21 protein-coding genes are annotated in these 23,739 nt (G+C 44.6%); 11 read left to right on the top strand and 10 right to left on the bottom strand.

Annotated features, from left to right (window positions below):
- Positions 1 to 283 precede the first annotated feature (283 nt).
- Both mtgA and ITG12_RS23675 read left to right on the top strand, forming a co-directional pair.
- Positions 284 to 961 carry a monofunctional biosynthetic peptidoglycan transglycosylase gene (gene mtgA / locus ITG12_RS23680; protein ID WP_038881322.1) on the top strand — a complete coding sequence of 226 codons (678 nt, stop codon included), beginning with the start codon at positions 284 to 286 and terminating at the stop codon, positions 959 to 961.
- Positions 962 to 1,141: 180 nt separating this feature from the next.
- Complete coding sequence (locus ITG12_RS23675; RefSeq protein WP_038881323.1) at positions 1,142 to 3,202, top strand: alpha-amylase; 2,061 nt, start codon at positions 1,142 to 1,144, stop codon at positions 3,200 to 3,202.
- A gap of 88 nt (positions 3,203 to 3,290) precedes the next feature.
- On the opposite strand, the gene ITG12_RS23670 is transcribed toward ITG12_RS23675, so the two are convergent.
- Positions 3,291 to 4,463 (bottom strand): MFS transporter, encoded by a 1,173-nt coding sequence (locus ITG12_RS23670; RefSeq protein ID WP_248874260.1) that lies wholly within the window; start codon positions 4,461 to 4,463, stop codon positions 3,291 to 3,293.
- A gap of 192 nt (positions 4,464 to 4,655) precedes the next feature.
- Between ITG12_RS23670 and ITG12_RS23665 the strand changes: the two genes are divergently transcribed.
- On the top strand, positions 4,656 to 5,456 hold the full coding sequence (locus ITG12_RS23665) for a helix-turn-helix transcriptional regulator (protein ID WP_042600528.1): 801 nt from the start codon (positions 4,656 to 4,658) through the stop codon (positions 5,454 to 5,456).
- Positions 5,457 to 5,585: 129 nt separating this feature from the next.
- On the opposite strand, the gene ITG12_RS23660 is transcribed toward ITG12_RS23665, so the two are convergent.
- Both ITG12_RS23660 and ITG12_RS23655 read right to left on the bottom strand, forming a co-directional pair.
- The gene (locus ITG12_RS23660) at positions 5,586 to 6,302 is read right to left on the bottom strand and encodes a DsbA family protein (protein ID WP_038868978.1); all 717 of its coding nucleotides are present in this window, start codon (positions 6,300 to 6,302) and stop codon (positions 5,586 to 5,588) included.
- Positions 6,303 to 6,399: 97 nt separating this feature from the next.
- A complete protein-coding gene (locus ITG12_RS23655; protein WP_248874258.1) occupies positions 6,400 to 6,768 on the bottom strand; it encodes a hypothetical protein in 369 nt (122 codons plus the stop codon).
- 376 nt (positions 6,769 to 7,144) lie between these two features.
- Here ITG12_RS23655 and ITG12_RS23650 point away from each other — a divergent pair, with 376 nt between their 5' ends.
- The 5 genes from ITG12_RS23650 (at position 7,145) to ITG12_RS23630 (ending at position 10,687) form a co-directional block, all read left to right on the top strand.
- On the top strand, positions 7,145 to 7,885 hold the full coding sequence (locus ITG12_RS23650; protein ID WP_005437881.1) for a nucleoside recognition domain-containing protein: 741 nt from the start codon (positions 7,145 to 7,147) through the stop codon (positions 7,883 to 7,885).
- Positions 7,885 to 8,352 carry a YjiG family protein gene (locus ITG12_RS23645; RefSeq protein WP_005374849.1) on the top strand — a complete coding sequence of 156 codons (468 nt, stop codon included), beginning with the start codon at positions 7,885 to 7,887 and terminating at the stop codon, positions 8,350 to 8,352. The genes ITG12_RS23650 and ITG12_RS23645 overlap by 1 nt, the downstream gene beginning before the upstream one ends.
- Positions 8,353 to 8,361: 9 nt before the next feature.
- On the top strand, positions 8,362 to 9,486 hold the full coding sequence (locus ITG12_RS23640) for a M20 family metallopeptidase (RefSeq protein ID WP_248874256.1): 1,125 nt from the start codon (positions 8,362 to 8,364) through the stop codon (positions 9,484 to 9,486).
- Between the two features lie 206 nt (positions 9,487 to 9,692).
- On the top strand, positions 9,693 to 10,067 hold the full coding sequence (locus tag ITG12_RS23635) for a YkvA family protein (protein ID WP_009698021.1): 375 nt from the start codon (positions 9,693 to 9,695) through the stop codon (positions 10,065 to 10,067).
- Between the two features lie 176 nt (positions 10,068 to 10,243).
- On the top strand, positions 10,244 to 10,687 hold the full coding sequence (locus ITG12_RS23630; protein WP_061035292.1) for a DUF6795 domain-containing protein: 444 nt from the start codon (positions 10,244 to 10,246) through the stop codon (positions 10,685 to 10,687).
- 105 nt (positions 10,688 to 10,792) lie between these two features.
- On the opposite strand, the gene ITG12_RS23625 is transcribed toward ITG12_RS23630, so the two are convergent.
- The 4 genes from ITG12_RS23625 to ITG12_RS23610 form a co-directional block, all read right to left on the bottom strand.
- On the bottom strand, positions 10,793 to 12,097 hold the full coding sequence (locus ITG12_RS23625) for a dicarboxylate/amino acid:cation symporter (protein WP_248874254.1): 1,305 nt from the start codon (positions 12,095 to 12,097) through the stop codon (positions 10,793 to 10,795).
- A 317-nt stretch (positions 12,098 to 12,414) separates the two neighbouring features.
- Positions 12,415 to 13,482: a DUF4056 domain-containing protein gene (locus ITG12_RS23620; protein ID WP_038868991.1), complete on the bottom strand. Its 1,068-nt coding sequence runs from the start codon at positions 13,480 to 13,482 to the stop codon at positions 12,415 to 12,417.
- Positions 13,483 to 13,491: 9 nt separating this feature from the next.
- On the bottom strand, positions 13,492 to 14,616 hold the full coding sequence (locus ITG12_RS23615; protein WP_104046877.1) for a BamA/TamA family outer membrane protein: 1,125 nt from the start codon (positions 14,614 to 14,616) through the stop codon (positions 13,492 to 13,494).
- 12 nt (positions 14,617 to 14,628) lie between these two features.
- Positions 14,629 to 15,435: a TonB-dependent receptor gene (locus tag ITG12_RS23610; protein ID WP_248874252.1), complete on the bottom strand. Its 807-nt coding sequence runs from the start codon at positions 15,433 to 15,435 to the stop codon at positions 14,629 to 14,631.
- Between the two features lie 280 nt (positions 15,436 to 15,715).
- Here ITG12_RS23610 and ITG12_RS23605 point away from each other — a divergent pair, with 280 nt between their 5' ends.
- Positions 15,716 to 16,312, top strand: coding sequence for a TetR/AcrR family transcriptional regulator (locus ITG12_RS23605; RefSeq protein WP_038881339.1), 597 nt, complete (start codon positions 15,716 to 15,718; stop codon positions 16,310 to 16,312).
- Between the two features lie 9 nt (positions 16,313 to 16,321).
- On the opposite strand, the gene ITG12_RS23600 is transcribed toward ITG12_RS23605, so the two are convergent.
- Both ITG12_RS23600 and ITG12_RS23595 read right to left on the bottom strand, forming a co-directional pair.
- Positions 16,322 to 17,593, bottom strand: a complete 1,272-nt coding sequence (locus ITG12_RS23600) for a DUF1835 domain-containing protein (protein ID WP_248874250.1) — start codon at positions 17,591 to 17,593, stop codon at positions 16,322 to 16,324.
- Positions 17,594 to 17,824: 231 nt separating this feature from the next.
- Complete coding sequence (locus tag ITG12_RS23595; RefSeq protein ID WP_248874248.1) at positions 17,825 to 18,715, bottom strand: LysR family transcriptional regulator; 891 nt, start codon at positions 18,713 to 18,715, stop codon at positions 17,825 to 17,827.
- 109 nt (positions 18,716 to 18,824) lie between these two features.
- On the opposite strand from ITG12_RS23595, the gene ITG12_RS23590 reads away from it, so the two are divergent.
- Together ITG12_RS23590 and ITG12_RS23585 are read left to right on the top strand one after the other, a co-directional pair.
- Complete coding sequence (locus tag ITG12_RS23590) at positions 18,825 to 19,133, top strand: monooxygenase (protein ID WP_038881345.1); 309 nt, start codon at positions 18,825 to 18,827, stop codon at positions 19,131 to 19,133.
- A 4-nt stretch (positions 19,134 to 19,137) separates the two neighbouring features.
- Entirely contained in the window at positions 19,138 to 19,512 is a 375-nt protein-coding gene (locus ITG12_RS23585) for a hypothetical protein (RefSeq protein WP_248874246.1), read from the top strand.
- A gap of 48 nt (positions 19,513 to 19,560) precedes the next feature.
- On the opposite strand, the gene ITG12_RS23580 is transcribed toward ITG12_RS23585, so the two are convergent.
- On the bottom strand, positions 19,561 to 23,631 hold the full coding sequence (locus tag ITG12_RS23580) for a hypothetical protein (RefSeq protein WP_248874243.1): 4,071 nt from the start codon (positions 23,629 to 23,631) through the stop codon (positions 19,561 to 19,563).
- Between the last annotated feature and the right edge of the window lie 108 nt (positions 23,632 to 23,739).

Genomic DNA, 23,739 nt, shown 5'->3' with positions numbered 1-23,739 from the left:
CGTGAAACATTTAACAGTAAGAGAGATTGCGAGCCTAGTTTGATATGTAATAGGTTTATTAGATTCTGTAATGAGCGCGTTTGTTTGTTGATGTCACCTGAACATTCTTATGCGTATATTGGTGTTTTCGTTCTGAGTGATTTCTCAAAAAAGGTATATTTTTTCAAAAGACGACTTATGAAAGTTGCCACCTTTTTCATTTGAAAAGGTTTTAGAGGTTAGTTGCCGAGGTGAGGTAGCTTTTGTGCTATGTTTAACTTTCCTATTTGTTGAGCTTATTTAGATGCTGAGAAAAATCAAATCTTTACTGGTTAAATTGCTGTTGCTCCTTTTAGTGGTACCTGTAGTAATGGTTGGCATAGTGAAATACGTCGATCCACCAATTTGGGGGTGGAAGATCAGCCGCATGATTTCTCCTCCTGAGGGATTCCCTGAAGAGAGTCAGAATGAGTGGGTGCCTTTGAACGATATTTCTAAGCACATTCAATTGGCCGTGATCGCGACAGAAGATCAAACGTTCCCGACCCATTACGGTGTGGATTTCGATTCTTTATTTAAAGTGATTTCTCAAGCCGGAGAAAATGGCCCTTCGCGTGGTGCGAGCACGATTACTCAGCAAACTGCAAAGAACGTGTTTCTGTTTCCTTCCCACTCTTATGTGCGCAAAGTGTATGAGCTTTATTTTGCTCTGCTGATGGAAGCGATGTGGAGTAAAGAACGCATTCTCGAAGTGTATTTGAATGTGGTGGAATTTGGCCCGGGTATTTATGGCGCGGAAGCCGCTGCGCAAAACTACTTTGGTATTCCTGCTAAACAACTTTCAACACGCCAAGCAGCAAGGCTTGCAGTAGTGCTGCCAAATCCATATCGCATCAAAGTCTACCCTCAGACTTCATACACCATCAGCCGCGTCAATTGGGCGATGAGACAAATGCGCAACCTTGGTAGCGTTCAGCTTTAAACTCCCTTTTATCCTGCTCATAAATAGAACTACGCCCCAATAAAAGCAAAATGTGAAGCGTCACAAGCTTTAGGGCGTAGCCTTTCAGAATGATGTGCTCAGTTTTTCATCCATTTACTATTAGTGTGAATAAAACTACAACACGAATACTGCGCCTATGCGCAACCAATGGACTGAACGATGAAACTGAATCTGATTACGACTACCTTATTGCTTGCATCGGCAAGTGCCATCGCCGAGCCAAACATTACCATTTCTACCACGACCAACAGCCGTGACTTTCCTTTAAGTGCAGAGCAGCCTTTGATTGTGCCATTAACCAAAGATGGCTATACGCTCAAAATCACTGGCGTTGAAGGCGACTGTGTGGCGCCTGATGGTCAGAAGGTCAAATTCAACAAACCTATCGCGCTGAACTGTGGACAGCCAACAGAACTGCCGTTAAAAATCCGCTTTACCGGCGACTACTCTTTCGCTTTTGATGCGGAAGCGAAAACACTGCGTTTTAAGCGTGAACCAAAGAAATCTGCTAACACTGAGTTCAAACGCCCAATCCCACAAGTGCAATGTGAGGTTTACCAAGGCGGCGAAGTCACCATCGCGTTAGGTGACAGTTTCCCAGATGGCACCAAGTTGCGTGATGCTTACTCTGGGCAAATGGTCGAAGTAAAAGATCAGCAAGTATCGCTGACGCCAAGCAAAGATTCAGGCGGGTTGGTGCTACTAGAGTCAGTGAAGAAAACCAAAGAAGCAGTACCGTTTGATTATCGCAATGCCAACATTTACTTCGTGATGGTCGACCGTTTCAATAATGCCGATACGAGCAATGACAACAGCTATGGGCGCAAGAAAGACGGCAAAGAAGAGATTGGTACCTTCCACGGCGGTGACCTAAAAGGCGTGATTGAGAAACTGGATTACATTAAGAGCCTAGGAACAGATGCGATTTGGTTATCGCCAATCGTTGAGCAAGTACATGGTTTTGTGGGTGGTGGCGATAGCGGTTCATTCCCGTTTTACGCTTACCACGGCTACTGGACGCGTGACTTTACCAAGATTGATGAAAACTTCGGTAACGAAGCTGATCTTAAAAAGCTGGTGGAAGAGGCACACAAACGTGGCCTTAAAGTCTTGATGGACGCAGTAATCAACCACACCGGTTACTCAACGTTAGCCGATTTGCAATTTGACGGTATTGAGGTGTTAAAACCAAACGCTGATTTACCGAAGAAGTGGGGCGACTGGCAACCAAAAGCGGGTGAAAATTGGCATAGCTACCACCAGAATATTGATTACCAGAGTCCAAACTGGGCGAAATGGTGGGGTGGTGATTGGGTAAGAACAGGTTTGCCGGGCTACCCTGCTACAGGCAGCAGCGATATCACCATGTCATTGGCGGGTTTACCTGACTTTATCACTGAATCAGACAACGCCGTGAAGCCTGCACAATGGCTATTGGATAACCCAGGCACTCGCGTAGAAGCGCGTGACAATTACACCGTTTCCGATTACCTCATTGAGTGGCAAACTGATTGGGTGAAACGCTTTGGTATTGATGGTTACCGTGTCGATACGGTGAAGCACGTTGAAGGTGATGTGTGGAAGCGTTTAAAAGAAGAAGCGTCGAGCAGCCTTGAACAGTGGCGTAAAGAGAACGGTAAATTGGGTCAACCATTCTGGATGATGGGTGAAGTATGGGGACATACCGCTTATCGCAGCCCTTACTTTGACGATGGCTTTGACGCCTTGATTAACTTCGACATGCAGAAGAAGTTAGACAAAGGCGCGGCGTGTTTCAGCCAAATGGCAGACACCTACCAAAGTTACGCAGATACTATCGCTAATGAGAAAGACTTCAACCCAGTGAGTTATATGTCTTCTCACGATACCGAGCTGTTCTTCTCTCGTTTCAAAGATTATGGCATGCAGCGTAATGCCGCGAATGCACTACTTTTGAGCCCAGGAGCTGTTCAGGTTTATTACGGTGACGAAGTGGGTCGTAACATTGGTCCTTACGCAGACGATTTCCATCAAGGCACACGCTCTGACATGGTATGGAAACTATCAGATGAGAAGCAAGCATTGCTAAAACATTGGCAAACACTTGGTCAGTTCCGTAAAGCGCACCCAGCGATTGGTGCGGGTCAGCATCAAGTGATTGAACAAGAAGGCGCGTACGTGTTCTCTCGTTCGCTTGGCAATGACAAAGTCGTTGTGGCGTTTGTTGGTCGTGAGAAATAAACGACACTACGGCATCAGCCCCTCCTCGCTTGAATGTGGGGAGGGGCTGCGTGAGTGCTAATAGGTTTTTATTTCTAGATAGTCGTATTTAAAAATCAATATCAGAGGTTTTGAAAGTAATCAGTCCAACAAGATATTTGATGATGGATATGACACAAGCAATGCCAGCACAGCCGATTAAAGTCATCGCCAAATCACCAAACTCAGCGGCTCTGTGAAGGCCAAATCCGATGACCAGATAATAGAACAAGCCTAATAGTGCTCCTGCACTCCCTAAGTGATCGCGATAGTGAGTTAACGCGCCGCTTAAGAGGTTTGGAATAGCCAGTCCAAATGATAGGGAAACCAATACCACAGGGATGAAAAACCAAACTGACTCTTGCATGATGAATACACCAAATCCGCCAATCAAAAGTAGCCACGATGCAAACATCACAATCTTTTCGTGACTTAAATGCATGCGTATTAACTTCATATTGATGACAGAACCTAATACAGAACCCAGTGCGAGTATGAACCCTGTATTGCCGAAAAAGTTAACGCTTGCACCCAGTTTTTCAAACATAAATGGTGCGATGCTGTAATAAGAAAACAGCGCAATGTTAAACAACCCTACCATGAGTGTGATGTACCAGATGTGCGCATCGGTCAGCATCTTTATACCGACGGATAACAGGCTATCTTTTTTGGTGTGTGTTGGCTTTGTCTCCGGCAATTTGAACAACGACCAAACCAACAGTGCAATGATGAACACGACCATGGCGATGAAAACCCATTGGTATCCGCCGAATGATGTTAGCCAACTGCCAGCCAACATTCCGATCACAGGGCTAATGCCGATCGATGTTCCAACAATCGAAAAAACGTGGCTGAGCTCTTTACCATGATAGCCATCACGAATGATGGTTTGCGTGCAGACAGAACCAACCGCCGCTCCAAAAGCGCAGCAACCAAAACCGGTTAGCAGCAAATTAAATGTTGGTGCGAGCATGGTAAAAATGGCTGCAATAATGAAGACGATAAGCCCTAGTATCGTTGATACTCTTCGACCTATGACGTCACACATTCTTCCCCAAAAAACCACACCAAACGCAAAAGCGACAAAGAAAATGGACATCGCTTGTGCGGCTTCATTGCTACTGACGCCAAACGTACTTTTCACGGAAGTCAGTGCAGGGCTGTACATTGTCTCGATGATCTGTGGAAACATTAAGAGCACAACAGCCAACGGAATGGACACTTTTTCTATTAATTTATTCATTGTTAAGTTCTCAAAAATACCTCTATTGCTGAGCGTCGTTTGAACATTTAGTTTGATGTTGAGTGAACGACATTCGATTACGTGTTTCACGTTTCTTGGTTTACGTGATGCAGCAAAGTATATCTGTGCCATGCTTTGGGTTTATAATGAGAATCAAACATAAAATATCGAAATAAGGACAGGTTGATTTCAATGGCATTACTTTCGAAAGGTGATCATTTTTGTGCTGATGAACACAATGGATTGGTCATTGGCGTCGCTGTCGAGGTATCGGATCATGATTCAGGTATTCATTTCCATGCGAAAGACCAGTTACTTTCATCACAACATGGTTGCATGACGATAACGCTTGAGGACGTCAAGTATGTGTTGCCACCTATGAGAGCAGCATGGATTCCTAAAGGGGTATCACACAACGCTCAGTCAACGAATGTGGCGCAATACCGTTCTCTCTATTTTGACCCGTCATTGACAGAGCGTTTGCCGCGGAAGATTCGAATTTTCGATGTGACGCCTCTGATGAGAATCTTGATCGAAAGGATGTCTTTCTGGCCATTTGATAAACCTGAAAGTGAACAGATCAATACCCTGAATTTATTTATAGAAGAGCTTAACGATTCTGAAGATGTCTATTTACAATTGCCGTTACCCAAAGATTATCGATTACAGTCGTGGATCGCGAAAATCGATGATGAAGCGTTTACCGCGCCTTCTTTGGCTAAGTTAAGCCAATGGGTTGGGGCGAGTGAAAAGACGATAACGAGGATCTTTAATCGTGAGACGGGGATGCCGTACCAAAGTTGGCGTCAGCAATGGCGTCTGCTGGGGGCCATTGAGTTGTTATCCAGCGGCATGAGGCTATCGGATGTTGCGCATCGGTTGGAGTTTTCAAGTGACAGCGCATTCATTTACTTTTTCCGCCAAAAGACGGGGACCACGCCAATGAGTTACTTAAACAATGAGCCGAGTTTTGGTGGGAGCCAACTCAAATAGTCGTCCAATTGCTATTTAGCCTCGTTCTCTTATGATAAAGAAAAGCCCTTCCTTGACGACTCAGGGAAGGGCTTTGTTATTTTCGGTTCTTACTTAGCTACTTCAATAGCTATCGGTATCAATCGCTATTTATTTCTTTAGCTCTTGGTCGATGACTTTCTCAAGCTCTTCGAAAGGTACATAACCTGGAATAACTTGGTCATTAATGATGATCGCTGGTGTGCCTCGAAGACCTAAGCGAGTGAAGTACTCGTAGTTTTTATCCAACAATGCTTTGGTCTCTTTGTCGTCGACAAGCTGTGCTTCTGTGCCGGTCTTCTTGGCGATTTTTTGCAGCGAACTTGCATCGTGTGGTCCCGGTTTTTTCACCAATAAGTCATGTACTTGCTTGTATTTGTCATGTTGGTTTTGCCATACGTTCAATGCGTAGCTTGCTGAGTTGTAACCGTTCTTCTCGTACTGTTCTTTGAACGATACCGTCATGTTCAGTACTTTTATTTGCGGGTATGCTTTCTCTACCTTCACCAACTCGCCTTCAAGACGCTTACAGAAAGGACAGCTGTAATCAGTCACATTGATGATAGTCAGTTCTGGATTCTCCGCCCCGAAATACGAGTGCTTGCCATCGTTCAAGTAAGTGCGCACTTCTTCAAGCGTAGAGCTGAATGATTTTTGGTAGGCGACGTACTCTTGTAAGTTTTGATGCAAAGAGTCGAGGACTTGCGGGTTTTCTTGCAGTATCTGCGTAATGTCATCCAGTTTCTCTTGAGTGGTTTTTTCTGCTGCTTGTGAAAACATTGGCACTACCGTAAGTGCTACCGTTAAAAAGGTGCGTGTGAATTTCATGATCTTTCCTAAAACTATCGGTCTTCACTGTTTTGTTAGTGAAGTGGTTAAAAATAAAACAATTAATTTGGCGGCAATAGGCCCTAACAATCGGGTTTTATTCTCTAAACACACACAGTTTTAGGTGCACCCGAACTTTTTCGGGTATCGGCTCAGTATGATGACGGAAAGCGTTACGTTCACCACCACAGATAGAGAGTAAGATCAGCGTAAACAGAAATAAGGGAACAATGAAGCTATCCAGATGGTTTTGTGAAACCTGAATCAACTTTTCAGATCGTTCACACTGTTTCGTTAGGCCTTTCTCGCTCTTTTGTTGTTGCGCAGTAGCGTGTTCAGCCGTGACTTGAACCGCTATGAGAGGGCAAGATTGATAGAGGCCCGCATTTTTACTTAAACAGATCACGATCACCCAAGCTACGAGGGCAAGTGTCCAGCGAGCGATGTTAGATTGTGATCGAAGCAAAAGGCAAATCCTAGGTGAAACTCTATATATGACCGCACAACCCTAAATTAAATTTCATTGGACTTTTGTTAGTTTTTGGTCAGAAAACACCAAATAAGCAACAAAACATGAAGCACGTCGAAGGTGTGGTTAAATACAATTTTGCTCAAAAGTTAAACATACTTTGTTAAACGTTTGATTCGTACGGATGTTAGATAAATCTACCTTATCTTGGTCATAAATATTTATTATCTTTTAAATGTGATTCAAATCATAAAATAAAACTTCATAACTGAGTGAGATGATTGTTCGGCAAACGGATTGATTTTGATCATCTCTCTAGCACATTATTCAAGGGATCATCTATGTGTTCTGTTCCACATATATAGGTGAATTTATGACAAGCCCTGTTCATGCTGAACGCAAGGTAACGATTGGGTGTTACATCGCACTCGCGTTTGCGGTTGTGTTCTTCTCTGGTTTAATGCAATCCAACGAATGGTACGGTGTATTCGACTTTACAACGCTTAATGGCTCTTTCGGTAAAGTGGCTTACGGCGTAACGGAAGGTGCGGATGGCGCGGTACAAGCTGCGACTACCTCTTTCCGCGGTACTGGCGGTAGCGGTGCTCGTGACGGTTTCATTTTCGCACTTACTTTGATTCCAACCGTTATGTTCGCATTAGGTATGATCAACGTACTTGAGCACTACGGTGCACTTGAAGCTGCTCGTAAGCTTCTTACTCCTCTTCTACGTCCTCTTATGGGCATCCCAGGTAACTCTGGTTTGGCTCTGATTGCTTCTCTACAAAGTACCGATGCAGGTGCGGCAATGACGCGTCAGCTAAAAGATGAAGGTCACCTAACTAAGCGTGAAACGGACGTATTTACCATGTTCCAGTTCACTGCTGGTGCAACCATCGTGAACTTCTTCTCATCAGGTGCTGTGCTATTCACGCTGACGATGGCTGACGGCTCTCTAGCGGTAACGTCTTCAATTGGCTTGGCGGTTGTTGTGATGTTTGCATTTAAGATCATCGGCGCGAACCTGTTCCGCATCTATCTGAACATGACTGAAGGTAAAGAAGATAAGCAAGACCAAAACAAATCTGAGAACCTAAAAGAGGAGACGGCATAATGGGTGACGTTAAAGCGAAAAAACCAATGGTGACGGATATCTTCGTCGAAGGTGCTAAGAAAGGTTGGGTGATTGCGACTACCTCTACGGTTCCTAACGTGTTGATGGCGTTCGTTATCATCAAAGCGCTGCAAATCACTGGCGCGCTGGATCTGATGGGTACTGTGTTCTCTCCAATCATGGCGGTGTTTGGTCTTCCTGGTGAAGCGGCAGCCGTTCTTATCGGCGCTTGGATGTCGATGGGCGGTGCAGTGGGTGTGGTTATCACGCTGTTTGACCAAGGTATCCTTAACGGCACGCACATTGCGATTCTTGCGCCTGCTATCTACCTTATGGGTTCTCAAGTTCAGTACATGGGTCGTATCATGGGCCCAATCGGTACTGAAGGTCGTTACATCCCAGTTATGATTGCAATCTCAGTATTGAACGCGTTTGGCGCAATGCTGGTGATGAATCTGTTTGTCTAGGAGTGAGTCATGCAATTCTCTCTAAATGAATATCTAGAAGAGCTACGTCCGCTAATCAATGTGGATTGTGGCACTTACACCACTGATGGTATCGAGTTCATCGCTTCTCAATTTGAAGATAAGTACCAAGCGATGTCAGGTTGGAGCGTAAAACGCATCGACTGTGGCAGAGCCGGTGTTGGTCTTGAAGTTCGAAATAAGCCGGAAGCTGAGCAAATCGACGTGATGTTGATTGGTCACATGGATACCGTGTTCCCTGTGGGTACCGCTGAGCTTCGCCCAATGTCTCAAGAGGCAGAGAAAGCTTACGGTCCGGGCGTCTCGGACATGAAATCTGGTTTGCTGAACATCGTATACGCGATGCGCAACCTAGACAAAGCGGTGTTGGATAAGTTGTCTATCGTTATCTGCATGAACCCAGATGAAGAAACGGGATCTCTGGACTCTGTGGATTGGATTCAATCAGTAGCGAAAAACGCTAAGAATGTACTGGTTGCAGAAGCAGCACGTGCAGACGGCGGTTTAGTGAAAGCGCGTAAAGGCATGGCTCGCTACAAAATGACATTCAACGGCGTTGCAGCTCACGCGGGTAACGAGCCAGAAAATGGTCGTAGCGCAATCACTGAGATGGCGAACTGGATCTTGGCAGTCAATGCAATGACCAACTTTGAATCTGGTACCACGTTGAACGTCGGTATTGTCTCTGGTGGTAACGGCGCGAACATCGTCCCTGAACATGCTGAAGCGATTGTGGATGTGCGTTTCTGGAGCAACGAAGAATACGATGATGTTGATAGCAAGCTAAACGGTATGCTGGAAACACCATTCGTTGATGGCGTGAGCATCGAGCTGGTTCGTGAAGCTTATAAGCCTTCGATGGTGCCAAGCCCACAAACGGAAAGCCTGATGATGCTAGTTGAAGAAGCCGCAAGTGAACTGGCGATCGACATCAATTGGAAAGAAGTAGGTGGTGGCTCTGATGCAAACAACACTGCAATTCTTGGCGTTCCAACTTTGGATGGTCTAGGGCCTATCGGTGCAGGCTTCCACAGTGATCAAGAGTACTTGTTGCTTGAGTCTATTGAACCACGTATCAAAATGCTGATGCGTGTACTGGAGAAGATTGCTCAATAAGGCATTTTGCTTTTAAAGCTTGCTTCCCAGAGCTTTTGGTTTCCAAAACTTTTTGTTTCCAAAGCAATAATCCCCGGACTTCGGTTTGGGGATTTTTTTATCTAGCTAGTTGGCTTCCTTTCTTCATTATCATTACTCGCTATTAATCCTACGTTCAGGTTCATCGTCTTAATATCTATGCCACAGTCATAAATTCAGGAGGCACGATGACCACAAGCATGTCTGTAAATTCGGCGTCCGATGACGTTTTAGACCAAACGATGCAAGCGCCAGATGAGAAAACCTTTTGGCGTAAAATGAAAAATTCCGTCAAGAAAGCAGGCGAAGAGATTGCTGTTATGGGCATCAAATCATGGCTCGCGATGGCAGATTCCAACACCTCTGTTCGCCACAAAGCTATCCTAGGTGGCGCATTAGCTTACTTCGTTCTCCCTACTGATATGGTGCCCGACGTACTAGCAGGCGTAGGCTTTACCGATGACATGGCAGCACTTACCCTAGCGGCGAACTCGGTCGGCAATGCCATTACCGACGAGCATGAAGAACAAGCGAGAGAGAAGCTGAGTTCGATGACGGAGTAGGAGGAAAAGTGCCCATCAAACATGGTCTATGTTTGGGCTAACTCAAACGAGAAATTGTTATTTTTAATATTTACTCAAAGTACACGAGCTCGTCGCAATGCACTTTACAGTGGTAGATTTGATCTATTGGAAAGGGTACTTTTGGATTTAAGTTTTTAGCTAAAGAGAAGCCTTCCATGTACAGGTATACGCCAGATATCCGCGGAATGCTAACTTTGAAAGGAAAACCGTTGTCATCTCAATTAGTGGTCCTTCGAGTTGGTGTTCGTGGAACCATACATGAGTTTCAAATTCTTACTGATGCCAGCGGAGCGTTTGCTTTTCCTGCACTTGAAGAGCACAAGTCACAAGGCGTGTTAAACCTAGATCAGAAGTTCGTGCTCGTTTTCCTGAAAACTCATCTAGCAAATGGAGAAGAGGTGACGATATGGGAATCTTCAATTGATGGTTATGAGACTTATGAGTTTGCTAGCGAAAATATGGGAAATTTGAATTGTGAAGTAACCAATGAAGTTTACTACTTCGCTTTTTCTTATTCTGGAACTGGTGAAGATGATACTTATGTATACAGTCAGTGCAAGTTAACTGGTTATGTAGACTCTGGAATATACGAAGAATAAAAATGAACTTATTTATCATTTCGTTGAGCTTCGACAGCTAAAACAAAAGCCCCGATGTTTCCATCGGGGCTTTCATTTAGACAGGATAATTTAGCTTGGAAGGAATTAAGTTTCCGCGCGTTTTAGATGTACTTCTTCTTCTTCGACTCCAGCTTTTGGATCGTTGAAGCGAGCTTCATCCAATGCGCCTTCCGATTTAGCAACAATGATAGTCACTGCACTGTCACCGGTGATGTTTACTGCGGTACGAATCATATCAAGTAGACGGTCAACACCCATGATAAGTGCAATACCTTCTAGTGGTAGACCTACTTGGTTTAATACCATTGCTAGCATTACTAGACCAACACCAGGAACACCTGCGGTACCGATCGACGCCAATGTTGCCGTCATGATAACCATTAGGTAGTCGCCCATAGTTAGGTCGATATTGAATGCCTGTGCGATGAATGCTGTCGCCACACCTTGCATGATCGCCGTACCATCCATGTTCACGGTTGCACCCAGCGGTACTGTGAACGATGATACGCGGTTCTCAACACCCATGCGGTGCTTAGCCGTTTCCATTGTCACTGGAATCGTCGCGTTCGATGATGCTGTCGAGAAAGCAAACATGATCGCGTCTTCCATCTTACGTAGGAACGTAATTGGGTTTAGACCCGTGAAGCCTTTTAGCATCAAGCTGTAAGTTACAAGGCCGTGCAGCAATAACGTACCTGCTAGTACAACAAAGTATTCAGCAAGGTTGAAGATTGCGCTTAGACCAAGACCGGTAAACAGCTTCGCCATTAGGAAGAACACACCGTAAGGCGCTAGGTTCATCAAAATCGCAACCAGCTTCATGATGACTTCATTCAGATCAGAGAAGAAAGCGGCAATACGCTCGCCTGGCTTACCCGCTGCACTGATCGCGATACCGAATAGGACGGCAAACACGATAACTTGCAGGGTTTTACCTTCTGCCATCGCGCTGATTGGGTTAGTCGGGAACATATCAATGATCACTTGACCCAAAGATGGCGCTTCTGCTGATTTGAATGAACTTGCTGCAGTTAGGTCTGCACCAGCGCCTGGCTGGAATAGCGTACCCATGGTTAAAGCAAGTGTGATTGCGATAGCGGTTGTTGCTACGTAGAAAGCAAGGGTTTTACCACCCATGCGACCCAATGTTGATAGGTCTTTTAGGGAGCTGGTACCACAAACTAGCGAAACAAATACTAGCGGTACGACAAGCATTTTTAAGCTGGCAACGAAGATCTGTCCACCAACTTCGAATAATCCATTAACAATGTATGCGTCGACAAATCCGTTGTCGGCGAAAAGTGTGCGAATTGCAAATCCTGTCAAGATACCCGCTACCATACCCAAAATTACGCGGCTGGTGAGCGACATCGGTTTCTTGGTATTCATGAGAACACTCCTTATAGTTATGCACCTTAAGTTCACTTCAAGGCGGCGAGCAGATTAGCAGTGGAGTGTGAAAATACGAAAGAATAATCGTCTGAATGGTTAATAGATGTGAAGTGAGTCACTCTAAAAAATAGAATTTTAACCAACAAGTAACGAACTGAATGGTTGAAAAGTTTTAAATTTAACAAATTTATCGAATATACAACCGATAGAAATGATTTCTTACATTTTTAGTTAATAGAAAACAGTATGCATAAAGGTGAGGTTTTTGATGCTCAGTGCATAACTAAGCATCATTTATTCACCTTGCTTTCAGGTTATTGCTTTAACGGTGGGCGAGTTTTTTCATCAACGCTTTGAGCGAAGTTCGACAATGCTTGGTAGTCGGCTGGAGACCAAGTGGAGCGTGACTTTAGCGCGCTAGGCAATGACGAAAATGCTTTTTCCTTGTCTTTTGCTATTAGTTCGACGCTCATCCACTGATCGATGGGTTGTTGATCGGCAAAGTAAGCATCTAATGAAAGCTCATGGTTCGCACCGGAGTAATTGGGTGTTAATTGTAGCGCCATATGGTAGTCGCGGAATCTCACTACCCATTTATCTGGCAAGCGTTTTGAACTATCCCACCATACTCCGTCTAGTTGTTGAATCTTTGCTTTTGTCACGGATTTAGGTTGTGCTTGCAGATCCTTTAATGCTTGTTGGAAAGCGCTGTCCATGGCTTTTGAAAAACTTTTAGGTGTTAGATCTGGGTTACTGAGCAGTACCTGTTTTGCTAGGTTTGCACCAAGCATATTTGAGTAAAGATCTTCAGAGGAAAACGCAGAGGCCAGCTCTTTAAAGCCACTCACCGACACCATGCCAAACCATTGAGCTATTTCATGCCATTGTGCGAGACGAAAAGCAGTCAGTGCTGCAGCTTGAGCGCTGCGTTCGATGTTTTCTTGCTCGCTGAGTTTGTTTTTATGCTCGTACCAACGAATACGTCGAACACGCAATTCTTCAGGCAGATCTAAGTGTGCTGCTCTGCCTAAATAGTGTCGATTTAACTGAAACAGATAGTAGGTGTAATCTGAGGTGTCCCGCACGTGTGCCGTATCAATAAAGCCGCCTAATTCGGTAAAAATCAGACCATTGGCTTCTTCATTTAATCCAAGCAGACTGCCGGGTACAGACTCACTGCCGTCATTGTAGTGGTGAGTACCCACTTCGTTGCTAGACAATACATTTTCTAAGGAGAAGAAGGGTACTGGCACGCTTCCTAACTCAGCTTTGAGATCGACTCCGAATGCGCAACATGGCCTGACGCCCACGGGCGCCTTCAGTGCTTGTGCTTGGACGAACCCGCTACAAAGGCTAAGTAGTAATAGTGCTGCTTTCTTCAAACCATACTCCTAGAATGCTTCATTGATTTGGAAATAAAAACCGGTGCTGTCTTTACCTATACCAAGGTCGACACGGACATTAATGCGTGCTTTAAAGGCGAATCGATAGCCAACGCCGACGGTTGGTAGCCAGCTGCTGGCAAACAAATCGTGGTAGGTTGGCGCAATGTTACCTGCACCCAACCAACCGACCACACCGTGACGACCAGAAATGGTGTGGCGAATTTCTACTTGTGTCGAAAGCTGATGTTTGTCGCGATACTGCCCTTGGTAGTACCCGCGCATGCGTTGGTCATCACCCAGTTGGGCATAATCAAACCAAGGCGCGTCACCGAAAATAGATTGTGAATATACCTCCATCGCAACAATTGTCGTGTCAGACCATTGTTGGTAAAGGCGGTAGTTAGCAATAAGATTGTCGTAGTCTTCATCACTGCCCAGTGAATCTCTGTTCGCAACCCATTCGATATCGAGAAATTGACCTTTCATGGGATTAGGTTCGAAATCGCGAGTATCGTATTCCATTCCGACTAATACGCCACTGCTGGTGGCGTCTGTGACTTCGGAAGGTAGGATGTCACCATCCACGCCATCAACTTTATTGAATGATTGCCATTGCCAGCCCAATTTCGCGTAGGTATTGGGTGCGACTTCTACTGCAATTTTGGGACTCAGTTGCAAGCGTTGTCCTTCGTACTGAACTTTGTTGCGATCATTTTCAGCCGCTTGGCTGCCAATACCCCAGTAGTAACCGGGCGTATGGCTGATCCACGCTTCACCAAGTAAGCGGACTTTGTCACTGTTTAGATAAGTGCGATTGTTCAAGCCCAAGCCATAAGAGCCTGAGGTTGAACCGTAAGAAGTGACAGTGACGGTTGAATAAGGATCGCCTTGTTGCCAGTCGTATGGTGTGTACAACCCAACGGCGGCTACGCCGATTCCGAAGCCTTGCTCTGGGTTGACGAATGGACCCGGTAATACACCCCAATCGATTAACTTCGATTCATCCACCGTTTCGCTTGAACCCAGCTTAGTTAGGATGTCATCCATCAAGCTGCTCTCATCTTGCTGCATAGCAAAAACATGTGGTGTGCAAAACAGTGCTGCAATTGCAAGGGAATAAGAAGCTTTCATCTTCTCTTTACCTTAGAAACGACGATCTATAGAGAAGAAGATGCTTTCACGATCACCAAAGCCGGCTTCACCTAAAAGGTACCAATCGTCATTGATTTGGTATTGCATGCCTGCGATGGTGTTCCATTCGGACTCCAAATGCTGTTTAACGTTGAAGCGACCAGAGAGGTTGATACCGGCTTGTCTCAACGTACCTGAAAGTTCTTGTTCTACGTTTTGGTACATCGCACCAACCCAAAGTCGAACTGGTACACCATTTTTGTGGAAGTCGAAGCCAACACGAGGAGAGACGACGATCGCGTCAATTGCACCGTCGATCACATTGAGATTTGTTTGGGTGTAGCTTGCGTCAACAAGGGCAAATAGTTGGTCGTAGCCGCCAGCAAGAACAAAACCACCACCGTAGGTGTACCCTTCGAGGTCTAGGCGGAATGGAAATTCACCAATTTTTTGGCCAAGGACACTGACTTTTACGTTGGTCTCTGAATAGCCATCCAGTGTACCCACCAACCCATACACATTTAGGAATGGAAGCAGCCAAACATCACCGCGCAACGTCACCACATCGCTGGCTTGTTTTCCTGCACCAGCTTCCATGTTGAGCATTTTCTCTAAGCCATGCAGTCCGCTTAGAGCAATAGAATCGACATTGATGCCTTGTTCCATACTCATATAGCTTAGGTTTAAGCCAAAGGGTTTTGGTAAGTCATAGCCAAGTGCTTCTGCTTTATCTTTCCAGATTGGCAGTGAGATCGAGTCAGCATTCGCCACGCCAGTGAATAGACAGGAAGCGGCAACAAGCAAGGAGCGTAATTTCATAAGTAACTTCATTAAACGTGACGATCACAACAACACCAGGGGTCTTGTAATAAGGGCATCGACTCTGGAGTTTGCGTCACGGAAAAATCACAGCTTCATCAGAAGGACGAAGCGCCACAGCGTGAGTTAAGAGTGATTATTGTTTGGTATTTTCGTGGAATCTTAACGTCGGCGAGCGCATCTTACTCCTAAAATTAAGAAAGTAAACTTCAAAGTATACTTTTGATTGTTGTGCGCTATACTCTGCATCCACTTACATGAGGTTGGTGAATCTAGGACCATGAAACTTTCAGAAAAGAAACGCTTAGCGCTGATTGAAGCAGCTCAACAAGAGTTCATTGAACACGGTTATAGCAGTGCGAATATGGACAGAGTGTGTGAGCGAGCAGCAACATCAAAGCGAACCTTATATCGCCATTTTGAAAGTAAGGATGTGTTGTTTATTGAGTCGATCCAATCGGTGCTTGAAACACAAAGAGCGCGTTTGCAACTCACATACAGACAAGATGTGGATATAGAATCTCAGCTTCGTGACTATTTGTATTCTAAGCTGGATTCTATGTACGAAGACTTTGGTTTGCCTTTGGCTAAAATGGTGATCAGTGAGTTTATGCGTACACCGGATTTAGCCGAAAACTACCTTCATCAACTTCAACGTCAAGATGAACTTCTCCAAGCTTGGTTTGCTGAGGCGATAGCAGACGGAAAATTCAAACCTCTTGATCCTGCAATGATGAGTAACATGCTGATGTGTTTGCTCAAGGGCAACTTTTTGTGGCCACAACTGGTGGCGAATCAAGCTGTACCAAATGAAGAACAGCGCAAGGAAACCGTTGAATCAATCCTGACGCTGTTTTTCAATGGTTATTGTTGTTAACTCTTATCTCTAATTTGTGGTTAAGCGACGCAATGTAGGCAGTTGCTCGTGATCCCATGTCCAGAAGTCTTGCCTTTGATTGCGGATGCCTCCAACCCAGTAACTTTGTGTGGCTCGGCATTTACCATTCAAGCATGCTTGACCTTGTTTACTTAAACTAACTTGATGTTCCCACCAGTTTTTCTCGAGTTCACTTATCGTAAACAGCGGTTCTTCGTATTGGGAGAGTGGTAATAGCAAAGCGTAAAACATCACATCACCCAAGGTTGGTAGTGGTTCCTTTGTGAGGTACTGCTGAAACCAATCTTTGACCGTAATTGGGACGCTGTGCTTAGCTAATGTTTCCAATGCCAATCTTTGTGTGAGGCTCAACCCTGAACTTGAATGAGGCAATTCTTGAAGGTGCCGTTTTAATACAGTTTTGATGCTTGGCAAGCAATCTAACTCGTGATGTTTGATTAAATTCAAAAGTGAATCCGGCGTGGGGGATGTTAACGCTTGCCAACACCGCGCGGCTTGACTTAATAGTTTTGCAGAGACAGGTTTTCGGTGTTGCCAACATGAGCGAATCGCTTCAGCAGGGAGTTGCCCGAAGCCGATAAACTGCTCAGTTCCCGGAAACTGATTGAATTGGATGATCTCAATGATTTTGCCTTCGGTTTCCTCTAACAGAGAGAGCCCTCGAAGTAACATGAATTGATCGTAAGCATCATGTTCAACCCAAAAAACGATGCGTTCATATTGCTGGTCGAGCAGGGTGTTGATGTTGCTCTGCTCTGATTGGGCGATATCTTGCACCGAGTCTTTTCGCCTCATCACAGGTAATAACGTATCAACGACATATTGTGCACGGATTGCGATAAAGGCCTTTTCATCATTTGGAATGGGGCCGATGCACAACGGATCAATCATGGGTAAGAAGTCACCCTCGAATCCACATGTCTTTAGTTGCTGTTGAATGTCATGACCGCAGCGTACATGCAGCGTTGTCAACTCGGCATCGAGTGGCTTTTCTTGATTATCAATGGCACGTTTATGGAATTCGAGCTTTTCCACGTGCGCTTTTAACTTGCTCCAACTAGGTAAACCAAGCTCTCTTGCTAAGGCGTGTTGCACATCCGAAAGTTTGACTGATTCTGGCGTGAGCTTTTCTGGCTGAGTATGAAACTGCTTAACCAGCTTTAAGGTATCTTCATTATTTTGACGGATCGCTTTCAAGCGTTTTTTTGCCACGGATTTTTGTTGGTTTAGATTAATTGAGAAGCTGTTGTGAGATTGCATTTTTCACCTTTCTTATTCTTCCACACTCGCCTTAACAGAAGCTATAAAGAAGGTAAAAACAAATTGTTCCTGCTAATGAGAGCAGGGAAGTTGAATTGCCATGAACTGAGTTCTTTCCGCGAGTGTTGGGCGCTTTAGGCTTGAGCACCCTGATATTAGGTGCTCAAGCTTTGTCATGCAATACGTTGCGAGAGAATGGTGTCACAAAATAAAAGATTGGAGCAAAGAGGATTAAGCTCGGTATTCGACGCTTTTTAGCAAAGCTTGGTATAGCGCAATGGCAGCAGGGCCACTTTTTGCACCTTTAGGTAATGTAAGGTGCAAAGCAACTTGATACTGATTGGAGTGTTCTAATTCTAATACTTTGATTTTGTTGTTCTGACGATATTCGACCAGATGTTGAGGCAACCGACAAAACCCGACACTTTGTTCTACGGCTCTGAAAGCGTGGTCAAAATTATCGACAGTAATTCGCTGGCGCGCTCTCAACCAGCCCACATTTTGCTTCGCTTTATCAGAGTCTCCTAGATCACGCACTACAATCTGGCTGGTGGTCGCAAAGTCTGCCAGTGACACTTGTGGTTTTCGCGCAAGCGGATGATGTGCCGAAATCACTGGCACCATCGTGGTCGTACCGAACGCTTCTGCTGGGTAGTTAGTAATGGGAAGGTTGATGATCGCGATGTCTGCTAATTCATTCACTACCATGTCTGTGGTTTTACTCAGAGAGGTTTCTACGACTTGAACTGAAGTTGTGTTGTTTTGTGTGAGAAATTCGCTAAGCGGAGTATAGAGCCAACTTGGATCGCACAGGTGATCGATAGCTACCGTAATTTGCGACTCTACACCGCTATTTAGTTGTTCACTGATCATTTCAAGTTCACGAGCCTGCTCAAGCATTGACTGAGCCCGTCGAAGCATGGTTTTACCGTGTTCGGTTAGCCCTGCTTTTCGGCCTTTCACTTCTATCAACTTAATGCCGAGCTGCTCTTCGAGCTTTTTCACCGAATAGATAAGCGTGGTATGGCTTTTATTGAGCGTTACTGCGGCTGATTGAATACTTCCTGCCTGTTCAATTGCTTGTAGTGTTTGCCATTGCTCTAGGGTTGTTTTGAGTCTCATTGGTCAGTTTTTTCGACAGGTAATGGCAAAATTATGAACTTTTTTGTCAGTTTTATAAAGGTAATAATCTTCTCATCGAAAGCGAGTCAATAATAAGAGGAGACTCAAGATGGCGAAATTACTGCAAGTTGATTTTGAATTTCATGGCCCATTTGGTGAAGAGATGTCGAATGCTCTGATCGATTTAGCGAAATCAATTAACCAAGAGCCGGGCATGATTTGGAAAATCTGGACGGAAAGCGAAAAAGACAAACTCGGTGGTGGTATCTATCTTTTTGAAGATGAAGCCACGGCGCAAGCTTATCTCGAAATGCACACTGCTCGTTTGAAACAGATGGGTGTAGAAGAAGTAAGAGGCCAGATATTTGATATCAATACGCCGCTGAGCATCATCAACCAAGGCCCAATCGGAGAGTAACATTATGACTAACCGCACTTTTCTAACCGTTCATGGTGTCATATATACGGTATTTGCGTTTGCGCTGTTTTTTGTTCCGACCATGATGTGGCCGATGTATGGCGTACAAATTAACGACCAGTACGCGCTGTTTTTATCGCAGCATACGTCGATCTTTTTAGGTGGGATTGCTGCGGTCAGTTTGATGTTGCGTGATGTGGAACCTAGCACTACAGCCAAGCAACTGTTCAAAGCGCTGTTGACCACTAATCTCTTAGGCGTGGTGATCACCGCTTACGCTGGCATTACCGGTGTATTTGTCGGCTTTGGTTGGAGTGACCCTGCTTTCTTCTTATTACTGAGTGTGCTTACTTTTATTCAATGGAAGAAACAATCGTAGAGCAAACCATATCAAGAAAGCCCCGCGATGTGCGCGGGGCTTGCATTTTTAATGAGGCATAAACTCGCCACCATCTTTCATTATCTTTTTCGCAATACGGTTCATGACACGGATGAAGAAGCGCCGAGCCAAACCATATTTAACGTTCATTACCGCGATACAACATAAGTTGTCTTTCTCATCAAAGCCATAAAACACCTTCGCTCCACTCTTATCGAGATAAATTGCAGCAACATTGTTTGCTTTTGTTTCATCTGGTTGAATGAGAGCAACGGGGGAGCTCTGTTTGACCGCATTTTTCCATAGCGATTTTTTTGATTGAGTCTCGGTTATGGTGCTTGTACTACCAACGAGAAGCACTCGGCTTTTCACGCGCTGTTCCATAAAAGCGTAGGTTGGGTTTGAAGCATAGAACCACTGTGTCGGCTCGGCAGGAGTGACGTGTATTTCAGCGATTTCCAATTGGTTGTCTTTTGTATGACAGTGAACGGGCATCGGCTTTTCTGGCAACTTACAACCAAAGATCATTCCGTACGGCTTCGTTTTCGCATCCACAAAATCGAGAAGCCCCTGATTAAGGCAGATCGAACCAATATGAGAGCTTTCAAATGGTGCTTTTTGTTGAGCTTCTTCCAGTAACGCCATTTGCCTAGGACTGTCATCGACGATATGGAACACTTTGTCCGCAAGCAAGTCGCCATTTGGATGATAAATTCGATATCGATAGACGCCAGTAGAGTTAGAACTTTTTTCGCCTAGGTTCCAAGTCAAACAGTTGGAGTGATTCAGCTGAATCGAAGACTCATATTCATGTGAGTAACCTCCAATTGAAGCTCTGTATGGGTGATCGATGCGAACTGTTAGGGCGACTTCAGGTTCATAACCGTCCTTGTCGTCGTCATCTTCTGGGAAATAGCCGATACGAAGTCCAAAACAACGTTGATCTTCCGCACGAACTAGGGTGGTTTGTTTTATTAATTCGCTTGGGTCATCATCTTCTGGAATATGGTAAATGCCCCAATCGAGCAACTCAAAAGGAGAAAGCGCAGCATGACGATATTTTCCAGCTTGTATATCGGCAACAAGCTGTTGGACTTTCAACGATGGGTGCTGCGCATATTCACTGATGAGTGTTGTGAACTCTGGGAGGTTAGCGACCAACTCAATCAGCTTAAGTAGTTGGCTTATCTCCAACTGATCTGTATAGCGCTTTAGATCGGTTTGTTTGGCAAACCAAGGCATCGCATTGACCCAATGCTGCTTAATTGCATACTTGAGTAAGACGATCAGTTGCGCATCACGTTCATACAGTTGTTGAAATAATTCAGGTAGAGAAAGCTCTCGTTCATTCTCAAGCTGCTTCAACCCAAGACTTGGTTTGATTGCAAGTAGGTTCAACAGATTATTTTGTATATGTGGTGAGGCTTTCCAATACAGTTCATCAATACCAGGAATACCGTAACTGGTATCAAAATCACTGATGAAGTTAGTTTTTAGTGTATCCAGTAATTTTTGTAACTGCTCTGAGTTTAGCGATGTCGTTTGATCGATCTGAGCAGTGATCCACTCTACTGTTTTGCATTGCTCTTTGGTGATGGCGTAACCATTGGGGTTACGGCGTCCCATTTGTTCACTTACGGTGTAGCGAATAGAGTCTAAGAGCGCTTCATCGTAGTAACTGGTTTTGATATTTGGTCTTCGTTGCTCCAGCAGTGCGAAGAAGCGCAGCTCAGCATCCGGACGGAGTTGTTTTAGTGCTAATCGAACGCACTGTTTGCGTTGTTCTGTTTGTTGCTGCGCTTCGAACTGATCGAAATACATGTCCATCAAACTGATTTCATCATCGTCTCTGCGATCGATTTGAGACAATAGTAATTCCAAGCGCCCAGTCAGTTTATCGATCTCTGAATGGTATTCTAAGTCATCGACAAATGAGTGTGATTGATCGCTTAACTCTCCATAACGATCGCAATAAAAATAAGACAGCATGCGAGTGACTTTCGCCGGAGCTGATGTCAACCAGAGTAAAAGTAAGCGATGGCAATAGATTTGCTCAGGAGTATTTTGTAGTGAGCCCCAAACATGAGCGGCGACTAATAGCTTTTGGGCTTTGTCGTCAAAGTCACGCAGAAACTCATAGTAAGGCTGATTTTTGTTGATTTGTCTGCTGTCACTGAGCTGTTCGATATTTCCTTTAAAAGATTTTAGCGTGACATCGAAATCATCGCTTTCATTGCTTAGAAATGCATCGACGATCTTCCAATCTTGTTTTGCTTGGGACTCCTCTTCCTCTGTGAGAGGAACGTATCGCCAACGTTTCTCGGCAGTCTCAATACAATGGAATCGACTGTTTTCACTCAAGGTGAGAAGAAGCTCTGACTTTAGGCTTGAGGCAAGTTTGTCCTCAAATGCTTCTGTCGCCCTGTCGTTGATACCGTGCTTTTTATCGTGGTAAAGCATGCCAGCACAGAAGGCCAGTTGACTGGCTAAGCTAAACTCGTCATCAAACGCGTCAGCCAATTGTTCGAGAAGATCAGTTGCCTCTTCACGATGTTTGTTCAATAACTCATGGGCAAGCTGGGTCTCTTTCTGGCGAATATTGTCTCGGTATGCACCACATTCTTTGACATAGTTTAGAAACTGCGCCTTCCAATCACCGTTATAGCGTTGGGTGAAATCCTCATCACTTATGAGCTCAAAGTCGTGGACAAGCCCATGAGCCACATCGGCATGAAAAGACGCTTTGTTGTTCCAACAATGTAATACGTCAAACAAGCGTAAGATCTTTTGATTGTTTTCCGCTATCGCTGCGTCATCCAAGTCTTCATTGTGCCAATCGTGTAGGATGTCACCGGCAATGGTCATCATCTCTTCGTGATAAGAGTCATAGCGGCCGAGGTAATATTCGAATTTCTCGGAGATATCGAAGTTACCTTTTCTCGCAGCGATTTGAATGTTACACGGTTCAATCACATCTAGGACTTGTGCATCTTCCCCACTCTCGATGTAATGCCAAATTGTTTTCCCTTCATTAAAACCTTCGGTAATGAATGACTTCCATTGCGCAATACCAGTGCCTCGATAGTAGTAGTGATCACGGTAGTAGTCGTCTTCATTTTCGATGACTTTGGGTGGAACAATTGGACGACCCAGATATGCTTCGATCTCACTGGTAAGTGCCATCGCTGCTTGTTCTGCTGATGAGTCAATAAAGTTGCTCATCATCACCGCGTGGTAATCTACTTGATGATCATCGATATCAATGCCATGAATGGGCGACATGATGGAATAGATGAATCGGTCTACTGGGCGTTCAACATAGTAGCGAGAGTCATCTGTATATTGTAGGTAGCCTTGTTCAGCAAAGCGTTGCTTCATTAAAGATCGAAATACCTCGAACTCGTGTGGCTTTTCACGGAAGATCTTAAGTAATCCAGTGACCTGGCTACGAGTCGTTAGGTCGCTTGCACTCTCATGTTTAGAATCATCAAACATGTATCCTCGAGCAGCACTGTTATCACAGTAGCAAAATGCTTTCAGTGTATCGTGGGTATAACCCAAATGGTTTGTCAGAACTCCCAATGCAAACTCACCGTGGGGAGCGTGCTCACTGTCCCAATATGGGATGGTGTAACCGCCAAGATAAAAAGCCAAGCGAGGGAAGGTGAGCCCTACAATCAAAAGTGGTAACAACCCAAATACTTGCTCTTCAGATACCCACATCTCACTAGAGTTATTAAATTGTCTAGCGAGGTGGCAAATCAATTTAGCCGTTTCCTCTAATTCAGACTCTAGTGCTTGATGTTGACATGCTCGAAGAAAAAACGCGCCTTCACTGGTTAAATAGGTGCTGTTTAATAACTGAGTTGGTTGAATATCACTTATGTACGAGTAGCCAACGTAAGCAAACACTTTTTGAGCAATTTTATTTTCAACCAATGAACCAATTTGATCGTCACTCCCGCTATTTACTTGGAAGCGAACATGACAATGATAGTTATCAAAGGCATTTTCTTGCAGGAGGGCTTCTCGATAGTGTCTTAGGGCTTGGCGTAAAGATTCGAGAGATTGAGGGTCGTATTCCACGACCAGAGATTGGGTATCTAAAGCAACTGACATAATACTTGCACTACAACTGTTTACATAAGAGTTGTGAGAATAAGTAGAGCTGATATTTATGTCACTGAAAAGATGGAGATATTTATAAAGAGGACAGCTTTGATTGCT

Origin of the sequence: Vibrio sp. ED002 (genome assembly GCF_023277445.1) — a bacterium.
Taxonomy (GTDB): domain Bacteria; phylum Pseudomonadota; class Gammaproteobacteria; order Enterobacterales; family Vibrionaceae; genus Vibrio; species Vibrio jasicida.
The sequence above is the reverse complement of the archived record's forward strand: the minus strand, read 5'-3'. Positions and strand labels throughout refer to the sequence as shown.

Coding starts and splice junctions, on each gene's coding strand:
- ITG12_RS23625 (WP_248874254.1), bottom strand. CDS start 12,097: ATGAATACCAAGAAACCGATGTCGCTCACCAGCCGCGTAATTTTGGGT.
- mtgA (WP_038881322.1), top strand. CDS start 284: ATGCTGAGAAAAATCAAATCTTTACTGGTTAAATTGCTGTTGCTCCTT.
- ITG12_RS23595 (WP_248874248.1), bottom strand. CDS start 18,715: ATGAGACTCAAAACAACCCTAGAGCAATGGCAAACACTACAAGCAATT.
- ITG12_RS23635 (WP_009698021.1), top strand. CDS start 9,693: ATGACCACAAGCATGTCTGTAAATTCGGCGTCCGATGACGTTTTAGAC.
- ITG12_RS23615 (WP_104046877.1), bottom strand. CDS start 14,616: ATGAAAGCTTCTTATTCCCTTGCAATTGCAGCACTGTTTTGCACACCA.
- ITG12_RS23645 (WP_005374849.1), top strand. CDS start 7,885: ATGGGTGACGTTAAAGCGAAAAAACCAATGGTGACGGATATCTTCGTC.
- ITG12_RS23670 (WP_248874260.1), bottom strand. CDS start 4,463: ATGAATAAATTAATAGAAAAAGTGTCCATTCCGTTGGCTGTTGTGCTC.
- ITG12_RS23640 (WP_248874256.1), top strand. CDS start 8,362: ATGCAATTCTCTCTAAATGAATATCTAGAAGAGCTACGTCCGCTAATC.
- ITG12_RS23650 (WP_005437881.1), top strand. CDS start 7,145: ATGACAAGCCCTGTTCATGCTGAACGCAAGGTAACGATTGGGTGTTAC.
- ITG12_RS23600 (WP_248874250.1), bottom strand. CDS start 17,593: ATGCAATCTCACAACAGCTTCTCAATTAATCTAAACCAACAAAAATCC.
- ITG12_RS23605 (WP_038881339.1), top strand. CDS start 15,716: ATGAAACTTTCAGAAAAGAAACGCTTAGCGCTGATTGAAGCAGCTCAA.
- ITG12_RS23580 (WP_248874243.1), bottom strand. CDS start 23,631: ATGTCAGTTGCTTTAGATACCCAATCTCTGGTCGTGGAATACGACCCT.
- ITG12_RS23610 (WP_248874252.1), bottom strand. CDS start 15,435: ATGAAATTACGCTCCTTGCTTGTTGCCGCTTCCTGTCTATTCACTGGC.
- ITG12_RS23590 (WP_038881345.1), top strand. CDS start 18,825: ATGGCGAAATTACTGCAAGTTGATTTTGAATTTCATGGCCCATTTGGT.
- ITG12_RS23675 (WP_038881323.1), top strand. CDS start 1,142: ATGAAACTGAATCTGATTACGACTACCTTATTGCTTGCATCGGCAAGT.
- ITG12_RS23630 (WP_061035292.1), top strand. CDS start 10,244: ATGTACAGGTATACGCCAGATATCCGCGGAATGCTAACTTTGAAAGGA.
- ITG12_RS23665 (WP_042600528.1), top strand. CDS start 4,656: ATGGCATTACTTTCGAAAGGTGATCATTTTTGTGCTGATGAACACAAT.
- ITG12_RS23660 (WP_038868978.1), bottom strand. CDS start 6,302: ATGAAATTCACACGCACCTTTTTAACGGTAGCACTTACGGTAGTGCCA.
- ITG12_RS23585 (WP_248874246.1), top strand. CDS start 19,138: ATGACTAACCGCACTTTTCTAACCGTTCATGGTGTCATATATACGGTA.